General features: G+C 37.4%; 9 protein-coding genes. 7 read left to right on the forward strand and 2 right to left on the reverse strand.

The genetic code is table 11. From position 1 onward, the window contains the following. Nucleotides 1–18 precede the first annotated feature (18 nt). The 7 genes from CDH50_RS13710 to CDH50_RS13740 all read left to right on the forward strand — a co-directional run bounded on the left by CDH50_RS13710 (nucleotide 19) and on the right by CDH50_RS13740 (nucleotide 13,114). Complete coding sequence (locus CDH50_RS13710; RefSeq protein WP_100612859.1) at nucleotides 19–1,665, forward strand: SulP family inorganic anion transporter; 1,647 nt, start codon at nucleotides 19–21, stop codon at nucleotides 1,663–1,665. 92 nt (nucleotides 1,666–1,757) lie between these two features. Further along, on the forward strand, nucleotides 1,758–3,305 hold the full coding sequence (locus CDH50_RS13715; protein WP_198513500.1) for an alpha-L-fucosidase: 1,548 nt from the start codon (nucleotides 1,758–1,760) through the stop codon (nucleotides 3,303–3,305). 338 nt (nucleotides 3,306–3,643) lie between these two features. After that, nucleotides 3,644–6,274, forward strand: coding sequence for an MGH1-like glycoside hydrolase domain-containing protein (locus CDH50_RS13720; protein ID WP_100612860.1), 2,631 nt, complete (start codon nucleotides 3,644–3,646; stop codon nucleotides 6,272–6,274). 171 nt (nucleotides 6,275–6,445) lie between these two features. Next, the gene (locus tag CDH50_RS13725; RefSeq protein WP_157804998.1) at nucleotides 6,446–9,619 is read left to right on the forward strand and encodes a T9SS type B sorting domain-containing protein; all 3,174 of its coding nucleotides are present in this window, start codon (nucleotides 6,446–6,448) and stop codon (nucleotides 9,617–9,619) included. Between the two features lie 152 nt (nucleotides 9,620–9,771). Next, the gene (locus CDH50_RS13730; protein WP_100612862.1) at nucleotides 9,772–9,999 is read left to right on the forward strand and encodes a CDGSH iron-sulfur domain-containing protein; all 228 of its coding nucleotides are present in this window, start codon (nucleotides 9,772–9,774) and stop codon (nucleotides 9,997–9,999) included. A gap of 72 nt (nucleotides 10,000–10,071) precedes the next feature. Then, a complete protein-coding gene (locus tag CDH50_RS13735; RefSeq protein ID WP_100612863.1) occupies nucleotides 10,072–12,363 on the forward strand; it encodes a type IA DNA topoisomerase in 2,292 nt (763 codons plus the stop codon). A gap of 166 nt (nucleotides 12,364–12,529) precedes the next feature. Continuing rightward, on the forward strand, nucleotides 12,530–13,114 hold the full coding sequence (locus CDH50_RS13740) for a pseudouridine synthase (RefSeq protein WP_100612864.1): 585 nt from the start codon (nucleotides 12,530–12,532) through the stop codon (nucleotides 13,112–13,114). A gap of 1 nt (nucleotide 13,115) precedes the next feature. On the opposite strand, the gene CDH50_RS13745 is transcribed toward CDH50_RS13740, so the two are convergent. Together CDH50_RS13745 and CDH50_RS13750 are read right to left on the reverse strand one after the other, a co-directional pair. Continuing rightward, a complete protein-coding gene (locus CDH50_RS13745) occupies nucleotides 13,116–13,757 on the reverse strand; it encodes a hypothetical protein (protein ID WP_100612865.1) in 642 nt (213 codons plus the stop codon). Between the two features lie 3 nt (nucleotides 13,758–13,760). Next, a complete protein-coding gene (locus tag CDH50_RS13750; protein WP_100612866.1) occupies nucleotides 13,761–14,255 on the reverse strand; it encodes an RNA polymerase sigma factor in 495 nt (164 codons plus the stop codon). Nucleotides 14,256–14,283 lie beyond the last annotated feature (28 nt).

Consider the following 14,283-nt stretch of genomic DNA (forward strand, 5'->3'; position numbering starts at 1 on the left):
AAAGTTATTTATTCCGCGATGAAAAAAGAATTTACCCCCAAATTATTTTCTCTTATAAAAGAAGGCATTTCTAAGGGAACTATTGTAAAGGATGTGCTTTCTGGAATTATCGTAGGTATTGTAGCGCTTCCTCTTGCTATTGCTTTTGCCATTGCTTCTGGAGTGTCACCAGAAAAAGGTATTATAACGGCTATTATAGCTGGAATCATCATCTCAACCTTTGGTGGTAGCCGTGTACAAATAGGTGGGCCCACAGGTGCTTTTATTGTCATAGTTTATGGGATTGTTCAGGAATTTGGAATCAACGGATTAACCATTGCCACTTTTATTGCTGGGTTTATAATTATAGGATTGGGCTTGGCACGTTTGGGTAATTTGCTGAAGTTTATTCCATATTCGCTTATTGTTGGTTTTACAAGTGGCATTGCTTTAATTATTTTTTCTTCTCAAATCAATGATTTTTTTGGTTTGCACATTGACAAAGTCCCTGCTGATTTCATAGATAAATGGAAAGTCTATTTTGAGAATTTCAATCATGTGAATTGGTATGCCATCGTCATAGCAGCCGGAACCATTCTTATTACCTTATATTTTCAAAAACTTATAAAAAAAATACCTGGATCTATTGTTGCTATTTTGGTGTCGACTATTATAGTCAAGCTGTTTGAAATCCCTGTTGATACTATAGAAAGTAACTTTGGTAATATTCCCAATCATTTTAGTTTGCCATCACTACCAAATGTAGATTTCGAAACAATAAAATTACTGATAGCACCCGCTTTTGCCATTGCTTTATTGGGCAGTATAGAATCATTGCTTTCGGCAGTCGTATCCGATTCAATGATTGGAGGGAAACACCGCTCTAATATCGAATTAATAGCGCAAGGTGCTGCAAACATTGTGGCATCATTATTTGGTGGTATACCCGCCACAGGTGCTATCGCCAGAACGGCAACCAATGTTAAGAATGGCGGCAGAACACCTATTGCGGGCATCACGCATGCATTGGTTTTATTATCCATTATGCTGTTATTTGCGCCTTATGCTAAATTAATTCCACTTTCCTGTCTTGCTGGGGTTTTAATGGTCGTGGCTTATCATATGAGCGAATGGCGGCAATTCAAATCCATTTTAAAAGGTAATAGAATGGATATCATCATTTTATTAACCACTTTTTTTCTCACGGTCATTTTCGATTTGGTCATCGCTATTGAAATTGGTATTGTACTTTCCAGCTTTATGTTTATGAAACGCATGAGTGAATCGGTGCTTGTTGAAAACATATCAACAGACCATATAAATGGCGAACATTTATTTGATGAAGAACAATTGGACTTGCCTAAAGATGTGTTGTTATATGAAATAAATGGGCCTTTATTTTTTGGAGCGGCACGCCAATTTCAAGAAACCATAACCAATACACATTTACAGCCCAAAGTTATTATTATTAGGATGCGTTACGTTCCCTTAATAGATGCTACAGGGTATCAAAGCTTAAAAGAAATCATTAAATCTTATCACACAAGAAACATAAAAGTTATTTTGTCTGGCATACTCGAAACATTAAAAATCGATTTCGAAAAAAATGGTATGTACGCCGTTTTAGATAGTCAATATATAGTAGGAGATATCAAAGAAGCCATTAGAATAGCAAGTGAACATTAAAGTATTTATGATGTGTATTGACCGTGCCGAGATTTAAATTTCTTAGTTTTATATATTTCTAATCAAACGAATGCCAACTAAAACCAATTAAGATGATTAAAAAAGTAAATCAAATTATATTTATGCTATGTGTATTAATAGCATTTATATCTTGTAAGGATAAATCTCAACCTCAATCAGAAACGTCTAATGAAGCACCTAAATATGAGGAGACTTGGAAATCGCTCGCAACCAACGATCGAGAGCCAGAATGGTTTAAGGACGCCAAGTTCGGTATTTATTTTCATTGGGGACTTTATAGTGTTCCAGCGTTTGATAACGAATGGTACCCAAGATGGATGTATGTGCCTGGGAGAACAGAATGGGGCGGAAAGATCTTTGAGCACCAACAAAAAACCTATGGGCCTTTGTCCGAATTCAATTATCACGATTTTATTCCCATGTTTACGGCGGAGCATTTTGATGCCAAGGAATGGGCAGATTTATTTAAAAAAGCGGGGGCTAAATTTGCAGGTCCCGTAGCGCAACACCATGATGGATTTGCTATGTGGGGCAGTAAGGTAAATCCTTGGAACGTTAAGGATATGGGGCCTAAAAAAGATATTTTAGGTGAATTATATGTCGAATTGAAAAAGAACGACATGAAAACCATTGCCACATTCCACCATGCCAGAGTGTTGCAACGTTACGCGCAAGATACGTTACAATGGGCTAAGAATTCATCTAATCCAGGATGGGATAGCCATTATCCATATCATCCAGATTATGTCACTTCTACAACCGACCCAAAACTCAGGATGCTTTATGGAAACATGCCAGAGGATGAGTTTCATGAGTATTGGTTAAATCAAGTGAATGAGGTGGTGGATAATTATGCGCCCGACATCATTTGGTTTGATTCGTGGCTAGATAAAATTCCAGAAAATTACCGTCAAAAAATGGTAGCACACCATTTCAACACAGCCGTTTCTAGAGGTCAACAACCCATTGCCGCTTATAAGCAGGAAGATTTACCTGCAAATGTTGGGATGTTGGATATAGAGCAAGGTGGAAAAACGGGTCTTTCAGACGATTATTGGCTAACGGATATTACCATAAGTAATTATAGTTGGAGTTATATTACAGGACAAACTTATAAAAAACCAGATTTAGTTATCAGAAACATGATTGATGTGTGGAGCAAAAGAGGTATCGTATTGCTGAATATTTCACCAAAAGCAGATGGTACCATTATAGATGAGCAAAGACAAGTATTGTTAGCTATTGGTAAATGGATTGATAAGCATAAAGAAGCTGTATATGAAACCAGGGCCTTTACCACATTTGGTTATGGTGAAGCAGCATTTGAAAAAGGGGAGTTTGGAGGACAATCGGCTACCATGGATTATAATGAAAAAGATATTCGTTTCATGGTATCGAAAGATAATAAGCATTTATATATTTTCTCATTAGGACTTCCTAAAGCCGAATCAAATATCGAAATTCGTACACCTATAACATCCAAAATAAAAAACGTATCCGTTGTTGGTAGTGGAGTAGATTTAAAATGGACTTTTTTCGATAACAAATTAACGCTTACAACACCAAGTGTATCACAAATGGATGATATAGCAACGGTGTTTAAGGTCGATTTTGAATAATGCGTTACAAATTGCTACCGCTAGCTGAAAGCTAGCGGTATATAGTACAAAAAGTAAAAAAACCACAATCATTTTTATGAAGATTGTGGTTTTTTACGTTATTAGACAAATACAATATTTGTGTTATAAGCATACGACTTCATCAAATTACCCTATGTTTTTTTACGAGATATTAAAAGAATTATAGTAAAAATAGCAATTAAGCAATACTGTTCATAAGCTTGGTAAGGTGTTAAAAAAAAACTATTTTTATTCAAAACTGACGGATTTCATTAAAAAGAAAACAACATTTTTTGTTCGGTTTATGTAATATTTAATTCAATATATATTTAAAATATATGATTCAGAAAGGTGCTGAAGCAGAGAGACTAGCTGTACCCGATACATACAAATACTGGAAAAAATGGGGGCCTTATTTGGCCGAAAGACAATGGGGAACCGTTCGCGAAGATTATAGCGAACACGGTACTGCTTGGGAATTTGTTGACCACGAAAAAGCACGTAGCAACGCTTACAGATGGGGAGAAGAGGGTATAGCGGGTTTTTGCGATACTCGAGAAATATTGTGTTTAGCGCCAGCATTTTGGAATGGTAAAGATGCCATTTTAAAAGAGCGCTTGTTTGGACTGACCAACAATCAAGGGAATCATGGTGAAGATGTTAAAGAGCTTTATTTTCATCAAGTGTCGTCACCCACTCATTCCTATTGCAAGTATCTTTACAAATATCCGCAAAATGAATTTCCTTATGGCGATTTGGTCAAAGGTAATCAGCGGGGTCGCGATCAATTTGAATATGAATTATTGGATACGGGAAGCTTTAAAAACAGCGCATATTTTGATTGTTTCATTGAATATGCCAAAGCTGATGTAGATGATATTCTCATGAAAATCACCGTAGTAAACAGAGGTTCTAATATGGCCGATATTCATGTATTGCCACATTTGTGGTTCCGTAATTTTTGGAAGCATAACAAGCGGCATACACGCCCCAATATGAAATCCATTTCCAATACCACTGTGCAATCCAGAAGCACCAGAAATGGTCGGTATTATTTATATCACGAAGAAGCTGAGCAGCTATTTTGTGAAAACGAGACCAACAATAAGCGTATTTATAATTATCCTAATGAAGTCGATTATGTGAAAGATGGTATCAACGATTATGTGGTACATAGCAAACCGACTGTAAACCCAGAAAAAAACGGTTCGAAATTCGCTGTGTGGCATCATTTTAAACTGAATTCAGGTGAAGAAAGAACCGTAAAAGTGCGCCTTAGCAAAACCAAATTAGAACAGCCTTGGGCAAATTTTGATACCGTTTTTCGCCAACGAATCACAGAATGCGAACAGTTTTATAACGAAACTATCAAAACCAACATTCCAGAAACCCATCAAGCCATTGCTAAAAGTGCGTTTTCTGGGTTGTTGTGGACCAAGCAATTCTATTATAACGATGTATTTAAATGGTTATTTGGTGGCCCAGGCGAACCCACGCCACATCGAGCAAACATGCGTAACCACAGTTGGCAGCACCTCACCAACAGACACGTAATTTCTATGCCCGATAAATGGGAATATCCATGGTATGCCGCATGGGATTTGGCCTTTCACATGGCGTCCTTTGTAGAAATAGATCCCTTTTTTGCCAAGGAACAATTGTTGTTGGTACTGCAAGAGAGCTATATGCACCCTAACGGACAAATTCCAGCCTACGAGTGGAATTTTAGCGATGTGAATCCTCCTGTCCATTCTTGGGCGGTTTGGAGCGTTTACGAAAAAGATAAAAGTCACACAGGTAAAGGCGACATACCATTCTTAGAAAAAGCCTTCCAAAAATTGCTCATTAATTTCACTTGGTGGGTCAATCAAAAAGATAAAAGTGGTACTGACCTTTTTGAAGGCGGTTTTTTGGGCTTGGATAATATTGGGGTGTTCGACCGCAACCACATGCCACCCGGTATCAAGCGCATGCAACAGGCCGATGCCACCAGTTGGATGGCGATGTTTACGCTCAATATGCTGCGCATGTCCTTAGAGCTTGCCAAAACCAATAAAATTTACGAAGAGTCCGCTGCCAAGTTTTTTAGGCACTTTTTAAATATTGCTTGGGCGATGCATCATATAGGTAAAAAGGATATTTCCCTTTGGGACGATGAAGATAATTTTTACTATGATGTTGTAGAAATGGCAACTGGAGCTACCGATCGTTTGCGGGTGCGCTCTTTGGTGGGCGTGATTCCTATGTTTGCGGTTGAAATCATTCATAAAGATCTTTTTGAGGAATTAAAGGAATTCAGGATTCGTGCCAACGAAATTATAAGGACCCGCCCAGACCTTGCTTCATTGATATCCAATTTAGATGATAGCAATATTGATGGCAATTATTTATTCTCCATCATGCGCGGATTTAGGTTGGAAAAATTACTCATACGCTTGTTGGATGAAAGCGAATTTCTATCAGATTTTGGAATTCGTTCCCTATCCAAATACCACGAAAAACATCCATTTGTGTTCCAACATCATGGTCACCATCAAATCCAGTACGAACCTGGGGAGAGCCGTTCCAATATGTTTGGTGGCAATTCCAATTGGCGAGGCCCTATTTGGCTGCCCATTAATTATATGATTATCCAGTCATTACGCAAGTATTACACCTATTACGGCAATACGTACACCTATGAGTTTCCAACGGGTTCAGGTAATAAACTTAATTTAAAGGACATTGCCAATCAGCTTACCAAACGCTTAATTAAACTATTTGAAGCTAATTCAGATGGTAAGTTTCAATACCATGCAGACGACCCCGACCATGTGTTTTCAAAAGACGAACACTTTAAAAATCTGCACTTATTTTACGAGTTTTTTGATGGCGACACCGGTAAAGGATTGGGCGCGTCGCATCAAACAGGTTGGACAGCCCTTATAGCCAATTTAATTATGGAAATGGAAGACAGTAACGCCAAGTAAGATGTTGGTTATCAAAAATATGGAATATTGAAAAGTTTGACTGCTAAATTCAAGTTTTGACGAATATACCTCATTAAATTTTTTTTAATCCTAAAAAAGATTTAGTTTCAGTCTCATTTTTTTTGTTAATAAATGAAAAGAAACCTGTGTTGTCTTTTTTTTGCTTTCTTGATGCATTCTATTGTTTTCTCGCAATGGGTACAAACTAATGGTCCAATTGGAGCTTACACAAACCACATAGTTAGGTCTGGATCTTATTTAGTTTTAAATGCAGGCAATGCAGGTATATTTAGGTCATCTGACAATGGGGCTACATGGGAATGGAGTGGTTGGGGCTTGCCTTGTGATGAACAAGTGCTTGCTTTGGCAGAATACAATACAACTTTATATACTTCAATTTCTAGAAGCGGCATATTTTTTTCTACAGATAATGGTGCTTCTTGGAGGCCTATAAATTCTGGTATTCAGGATAAAACATTCTATTCCTTATTTGTGGATAGAATAGAACTTTTTGCGGGAAATTCTCAAGGCGGTATGTATTATTCTGGTGATAATGGTACTACTTGGACTGATAGAAGTATAGGAGTTACAGATATGGGCTTCACCAGTTTTTTGTATTTTAACTCAAAGCTTTATGCTGGAGGTCGTTCATCTGCCCTTGACCCATCTCGTGCGCTATTTGAAACATCTGATAACGGGATATCATGGCAACCAGTAATCATTCCCGGTATTGGGCCTAATGGCGTACAATCCATGGTTGTGAAAGATGGGTTATTTTATGTAGCCAATGATGATACCGTTTTTATTTCTAGTGATGGTGTTAATTGGAATTCTACCTCAGTCAATACAAATGCTTCCATTGTAAGTATGGGCGTTACAGGTAATTCAGTGTATCTAACAACTTCAGCAGGGAGGTATTATATATCGCCAGATAATGGGGCCACCTGGAATTTGGTGCAAAACACGTCTACTAATGCCATGGCTAATCATCTTATTTTTTTAAATAATAAAATTATTATGAGCACCAATCAAGGACTTTACGAGTCCTTTGATTCTGGCGCTACATGGCAACTCAATAATACAGGAATTACGGGTTTGGAAATTGAATCATTTGGAGAAAATAGTGCCTATATATTTGCTGGAACAGATAATCAAGGCGTTTTTAGATCGTCTGATGGTGGACTAAACTGGGAGTTAATCAATACGGGCATTAATACATTTAATTCTTTACATGTTACTAGCATTATTAATGTTAATGACGATATGTATTTGGGAACAGGCGATGGGGTTTACAAATCCACAAACAATGGAAATAGTTGGGACTTTATATTTAATCCAGGATTAAATATAGCAACCCATGCTTTAGACTATGATAATGGTGTACTTGTAACAGGAGCTAGTGGTATTGGTATTTATATTTCCCAAGATTTTGGTGTGACATGGACCTTAACTTCAACAAACGGGATTAGTACCAATGTAGATTATGAGAGCATCGAAATTATTGGAAATACAATCATAGTAAGTACAACTAATAGTGAAATATTCGTTTCTGAGAATCTCGGTGCAAGCTGGAACAACAGATCCATTCCCGGAGGGTTTTCAACAACTTCAGATTTACAATTGATTAATAATAAATTATACGCAGCTACTAATAGGGGTTTGTTTATAAGTGATAATCTTGGAGTTAGCTGGCGTTTGTATAATACAGATATAAAATCAATTAATGGTATCGCGATTGATGGGGATAAAATATATGCGGCCACTAGCACTGGAGTATATGTTACTAACCAAACTTTAGGTGAATGGTATCCCTTATGTGAAGGTTTAGGGCTTAAATATACGAATGAAATCTACGTTAAGGAAAGTATCTTGCTGGCAGGAACTTTTTCATCCAGTGTATGGAGACGTTTTAAAATTATTGGAGGATTGCCTCCAATAGAGGATGAACGTACAATTGGTATTGATGATCTGGTTTTATGTCCCGACAGTGCAGAGGTAAATTTAGCCTCATACGTTGGTTTGTCATCTAGTGCTAGAGGACAATGGATGCCAAGCCTGTCAAGAAATGGGTTTTTCTCCCCAGGTATTGATGCTGAAGGAATCTATACGTTTGTCTATGAAAATGATGTATGTGGATGTGAAGCTTATATAAAATTAAATATTTCTCTTGAAGGGCTTTTTGCAGGTAACGATAATGATATCACATTGTGTACCGTAAGTGCCCCAGTCGATTTATTTGAAAGGCTTGGGCCATTTGCAGATCAAGGAGGTGTTTGGAGCCCGACCCTAGCAAGTGGAACTGGGGTTTTCGACCCGAAAATAGATGCTCAGGGCATATATACCTATACTGTTACAAATAATGGGTGTCCCAACGATTTTTCAGAAGTAAACGTTACTGTTACAGATAATTTTAATGTGGGTATTGGTGGGGACGTAGTTATTTGTTATTCCGATACACCAATAAATTTATTTACTTTATTAGGAGGAACGCCAGATGTTGGAGGCGAATGGATTCCGGAATTATCAGGCGGGATTGGTTTGTTCAATCCGGCCATAGAAAAATCAGGAACCTATACGTATTATTTTCCGGATTCAGAGTGTTCAAATGACAAATCAGAGATACGTGTTACTTTGGTAACTAAAGCAAATCCAGGGATAAGTAGTGGGTCTGTTCAGGTTTGTATCAATAGTGGAGGTATCGATTTGTTTAGTACATTAGGTGCAAGTCCAGATAGCGGAGGTGTTTGGAGTCCATCACTTGCTAGTGGCACAGGTTTTTTCAATCCTAGAACAGATGCCCCAGGAATGTATACGTATACTGTTGAAAATAGTTGTGGAATAGATATCGCCAATATAGAAGTTTCAATTTATGAATCTATTCAAATGGACAATTATTCCATTACTATTGAAGCATCCGAAAACAATAGAAATACGGTCAAAATAAATGTCGATTCAGCCTTAACTTATGAATTTTCATTAGATGGCATACATTTTCAAAGAGAGCCTGTTTTTTACAATGTTTCAGGTGGCGTATATACGGTTATGGGTAGGGAAATGGGTGGTTGTAGATATTTTGAAGATAAACTATTGCTTGTTGGTTATCCAAGCTTTTTTACGCCAAATGGCGATGGTGTGAATGATACATGGTTTATTAAAGGCACTTCCAATCAAAATTATAATTTATATATATACGATCGCTACGGCAATCTATTAAAAAGTTTGCTAACTGCCCAACGATGGGATGGCACATTTAATGGTCAGCCTTTGCCTTCCACAGACTATTGGTTTAAATTGGTTTTTGAAGATGGCACAAGTAAAATGGGACATTTTACTCTAAAAAGATAAAAGTCTCATTGGGAGCACCAAGCAATCTCATGATGTGTAACTAAAAACAAACAGATTGCTTCACATGACATGTCATTAACAATGTCAATCCCTATAATTGTATATCAAAATAAATTTCCTCAACTTTGAACTTCAAAAAATAAAATAAAAGTATGAGCAAAACAAAACTTATCATAAACAGCAACGGGTCAGTAAAAATAGATGGCGATTTCGAAATAGTAGATAGCCAAGGGAATGTGTATGGATTACAAGGTAGAACCATAGTAAGTATTTGCCGTTGTGGACTATCAAACAACAAGCCATTTTGCGATGGCGCGCACCGCAACCATTTTGAACACGATGCCAAAGCGTTTGATTTGCCACCTATGAAAACAAGTTAATAACTCCTAACAATTCCTTTTTAAAACCAACTTCTAAATTCCTATTTTGCATCCCCAATAAATAAGAATTTAATGAAAGTCTGTATTGCCGAAAAACCCAGTGTAGCCCGCGAAATCGCCTCCGTTTTAGGAGCGAACACCAAGCGTGATGGTTATTTTGAAGGCAATGGCTATGCGGTCACTTACACGTTCGGACATTTATGCACCTTAAAAGAACCCAACGACTATAAACCGCATTGGAAAAGTTGGGACTTAAATAATTTGCCCATGCTTCCCGAGAAATTTGAAACCAAAGTGGTAGCGAATTCGGGGATACAAAAGCAATTCAACATTGTAAAAAGTCTGTTTGCCAAAGCTGAAGTAGTCATTAATTGTGGTGATGCTGGGCAAGAAGGGGAACTTATCCAACGTTGGGTAATGAACGAAGCCAAATACAAAGGCGAAGTTAAACGGTTGTGGATTTCATCCTTAACTACTGAAGCCATCAAAGAAGGTTTTGAAAACCTAAAACCATCCAGCCAATACGATAATTTATTTTACGCCGGTTTTTCCAGAGCCATTGGTGACTGGTTATTGGGCATGAACGCCACCAGATTATATACTTTAAAACACGGTGCTAATAAACAAGTGTTGTCCATTGGGCGTGTGCAAACCCCAACTTTGGCGATGGTGGTAAACCGCTTTAAGGAAATAGAAAATTTTAAACCACAACCATATTGGGAATTACAAACCTTGTACAGGGATACGCTTTTTAGTTATGAAGAGGGTCGTTTTTTAGATAAAGAAGCGGGTGCCGTTTTAGCCAATAAGGTCAAGGAAAGTGATTTTGAAATTGTGTCCGTTGACAAGAAAAAAGGTAATGAATATGCACCCAAGCTGTTCGATTTAACAGGTTTGCAGGTGTATTGCAATAATAAGTTTGGATTTTCGGCAGACGATACGCTAAAAATTGTGCAAACATTATATGAACAAAAAGTAGTGACCTACCCAAGAGTCGATACCACGTTTTTACCAAACGATATCTATCCAAAAGTATCGGGTATTTTACAAAAGCTCACCAATTATACAACCTTAACGCAACCACTTTTAGGAAAAAAGATTAAAAAGTCGCCTAAAGTGTTTAACGATAAAAAAGTTACCGATCACCATGCCATCATTCCCACAGGCATGCAAACCAATTTGCAATACAATCAGCAACAAGTATATGATATCATCGTACGGCGATTTATTGCGGTTTTTTATGAGGATTGTGATGTGGCAAACACCACGGTGATGGGCAAAGCAGCAGAGGTTCCTTTTAAAGCTACTGGAAAAGAGATTTTGAAAAAAGGCTGGCGTGTGGTTTTCGAGGATGCGAACTCCAAAGAAAAAGAGCCAGATATCTTGCCAACTTTTGTAAAAGGGGAGACGGGACCACACGAACCCTCATTTTTAGAAAAGGAAACCAAACCGCCGAATCAGTTTACCGAAGCCTCGTTATTGCGTGCCATGGAAACGGCAGGGAAAGAAGTGGACGATGACGAGTTACGCGATTTAATGAAGGAAAACGGTATTGGGCGACCATCTACACGAGCCAACATTATTGAAACGCTTTTTAAACGCAAGTATATTGTCAGGAACAAAAAACAAGTCTTACCAACCCAAACGGGCATTCAGTTGATTGATACGATTCAGAATGATTTGTTGAAATCCGCTGAACTGACTGGCTCATGGGAAAAGCAATTAAAGGATATTGAAAAAGGCACGTTTACGGCGGGCGCGTTTATCAATAACATGAAACATATGGTGGATGCCTTGGTGTCTGATGTACGTCGAGAAGTGGTTCGTGCCAATATTTCGCATGCTGCTGCAACGCCAAAACAAGCGTTTAAAGAGGCGAAAACGAAAGCGACAGGTATAAGTACCGAAACATGTCCAAAATGCAAGCGAGCGACTTTATTAAAAGGGAAATCGGCTTATGGATGCAGTGCTTATAAGTCTGGTTGCGATTTTGTGTTGCCGTTTATCTATGCTGGCAAAAAAATATCGGAGAACCAATACATGAGATTGCTTCAAAAAGGCAGCACGGTCAATTTAAAGGATTTCAAAATCGATGCTGGAACGGTGGAAGGTTTGCTGCGTTTTGATCCTGATTTCAAATTGGTGTTAGAACCTAAGAAATCTTTCACGAAAGCGATACCTGAAACATTGGTTTGTCCGAAATGCAAAAAAGGAACGGTCATGAAAGGGAAAACCGCTTATGGGTGTAGCAACTATAAATCAGGATGCGACTTTAGGGTGTCTTTTGAAATAGTGCGACATAAAGTAAACGGACATATTCCAACTAAAGAGCTTGTATATAATATTTTAACCGAAAGCATTTAAAATAATGCATAAGCCAACGAATGTCGCTTCGAGTGGTTTTCGAAGTATGAGGAAATTGTATCGAGAAGCATCGTGACTTAAAAGGTTCTCGATACAAAATATTTCGTGCCTCAATATTTCACTCGAACTGACAACTGATAAATATTATAATGGCTTTTAATAAATCATGAGTTTAGATAAAATCAATCACTGCCACTTTATCATCTACAAGCCTTATGGTTATTTGAGTCAGTTTGCCAGTAACGCCAGCAAACAACAGTCGAAAAAATTCTTGGGTTTACTGCATGATTTTCCAGAAGGTATTATGGCGATTGGTAGGTTGGATGAAAAATCGGAGGGTCTTTTATTATTGACTACCGATGGTAAAATGAGTGATTTTATCAACAGTCAAAAAGTAGACAAGGAATATTATGCCTTGGTGAATGGTGACATCACACCAGATGCTATTGGGCAACTTTCAAAAGGTGTGGAAATTGGCTTTGAAGGCAAGAAATACCAAACCAAACCTTGTGCTGTTTTTAAGTTGGAACAAGATCCCAATTTACCCGAACGTTCTAAAAAAATACGTGATGCCCGTCACGGACCAACATCATGGATTTCCATAACCCTAAACGAAGGCAAGTTTAGGCAAGTCCGCAAAATGACTTCGGCGGTGGGTTTTTCAACCTTGCGGTTAGTTCGGGTTCGGGTTGGAACCATTCATCTAAACACGATGCAGGTTGGTGAAGTTATTGCCGTTAATGGATTTTAATTTATTCATCCAACTTCTGTAATTCCTTGTAATTTCTGTTTAAACGTTTTAATAATAAACCATAAACTGCCCAATAAAACAGTAGTAAAACCCCAATAGCAACAACTAGCAGTATAAGGACCGTTATTATAAACAAGACGTAGAATTTTAATGCTTGGCCATTGGCCGTGGCTTGATTTACTTGCTCTATGAATATAGAGTCTTTATTGAATTCAAAAATTAAGATGATTATGGTGGAGATTACTAAGTAAATTAAATTAAAAGCAACGTATTGTTTAACCGTTTTGCGGGTTTTAAGAATATTTTCCATGAGCACTTTGGCATTGTCGGTTGCCGAAATGGTTTTGTAGTTTTTAAAAAAACAATAAAAGAAATATGCTAGTATAACATAGCCGATAGCCATTAAGGGGATGAAAACAGCATCACTGTTAAATTGGTCAAAACGCTTCATGCTTTCAGTGTCTTTTAGCAATAGCGAGATGAATGTCCAGAAAATAAATTCTAGCAAGCTTATGATAAATATCCACTTAACAATGGAAGAAGACCTTTTTAAAATCATCTTATAAATTTCATTATAAGTTAATTTAGGATACTTATTATCTTCTTTATTCCAATCTTTTTTTAATAATTCTAATTCATCCATAAATTAAGGATTTAGTATGGTTTTAAGTTTTGTTTTGATCCTGTTCATTTTCACTCGGGCATTCACTTCGCTTATCCCCATGGTTTCACTAATTTCAGTATAGTCTTTATCTTCTAGGTATAAAAAAACCAGTGCTTTATCAATGTCGTTTAATTGGTGTAAGGCATTATATAATGTTTTAAGTTGTTGCTCTTCGGTATCATCATAATCTTCTGCCTTCATTTTGAATTCAACACCATCAAATTGTTGGGTATTGATGCTGCGTTTAGATTTTCTATAAAGTGTGATAGCGGTGTTCAAACCCACCCGATACATCCAAGTGCTAAACTTAGCATCGCCCCTAAATTTTGGGTAGGCTTTCCAAAGTTGAATAGTGATTTCTTGAAACAAATCGTTATGCGCATCATAATTATTGGTGTACAAACGGCACACCTTATGGATGATGTTTTGATGCTTTTCAAGCAATTCAACAAAGCTATGTTCTAGTTCTTTATTCAATGTTTTGGTTTGGTTACTTTATTAGTAT

Origin of the sequence: Confluentibacter lentus (assembly GCF_002806995.1) — a bacterium.
Taxonomy (GTDB): Bacteria; Bacteroidota; Bacteroidia; order Flavobacteriales; family Flavobacteriaceae; genus Confluentibacter; species Confluentibacter lentus.

Coding starts and splice junctions, on each gene's coding strand:
- CDH50_RS13710 (WP_100612859.1), top strand. CDS start 19: ATGAAAAAAGAATTTACCCCCAAATTATTTTCTCTTATAAAAGAAGGC.
- CDH50_RS13740 (WP_100612864.1), top strand. CDS start 12,530: ATGAGTTTAGATAAAATCAATCACTGCCACTTTATCATCTACAAGCCT.
- CDH50_RS13745 (WP_100612865.1), bottom strand. CDS start 13,757: ATGGATGAATTAGAATTATTAAAAAAAGATTGGAATAAAGAAGATAAT.
- CDH50_RS13730 (WP_100612862.1), top strand. CDS start 9,772: ATGAGCAAAACAAAACTTATCATAAACAGCAACGGGTCAGTAAAAATA.
- CDH50_RS13720 (WP_100612860.1), top strand. CDS start 3,644: ATGATTCAGAAAGGTGCTGAAGCAGAGAGACTAGCTGTACCCGATACA.
- CDH50_RS13715 (WP_198513500.1), top strand. CDS start 1,758: ATGATTAAAAAAGTAAATCAAATTATATTTATGCTATGTGTATTAATA.
- CDH50_RS13725 (WP_157804998.1), top strand. CDS start 6,446: ATGCATTCTATTGTTTTCTCGCAATGGGTACAAACTAATGGTCCAATT.
- CDH50_RS13735 (WP_100612863.1), top strand. CDS start 10,072: ATGAAAGTCTGTATTGCCGAAAAACCCAGTGTAGCCCGCGAAATCGCC.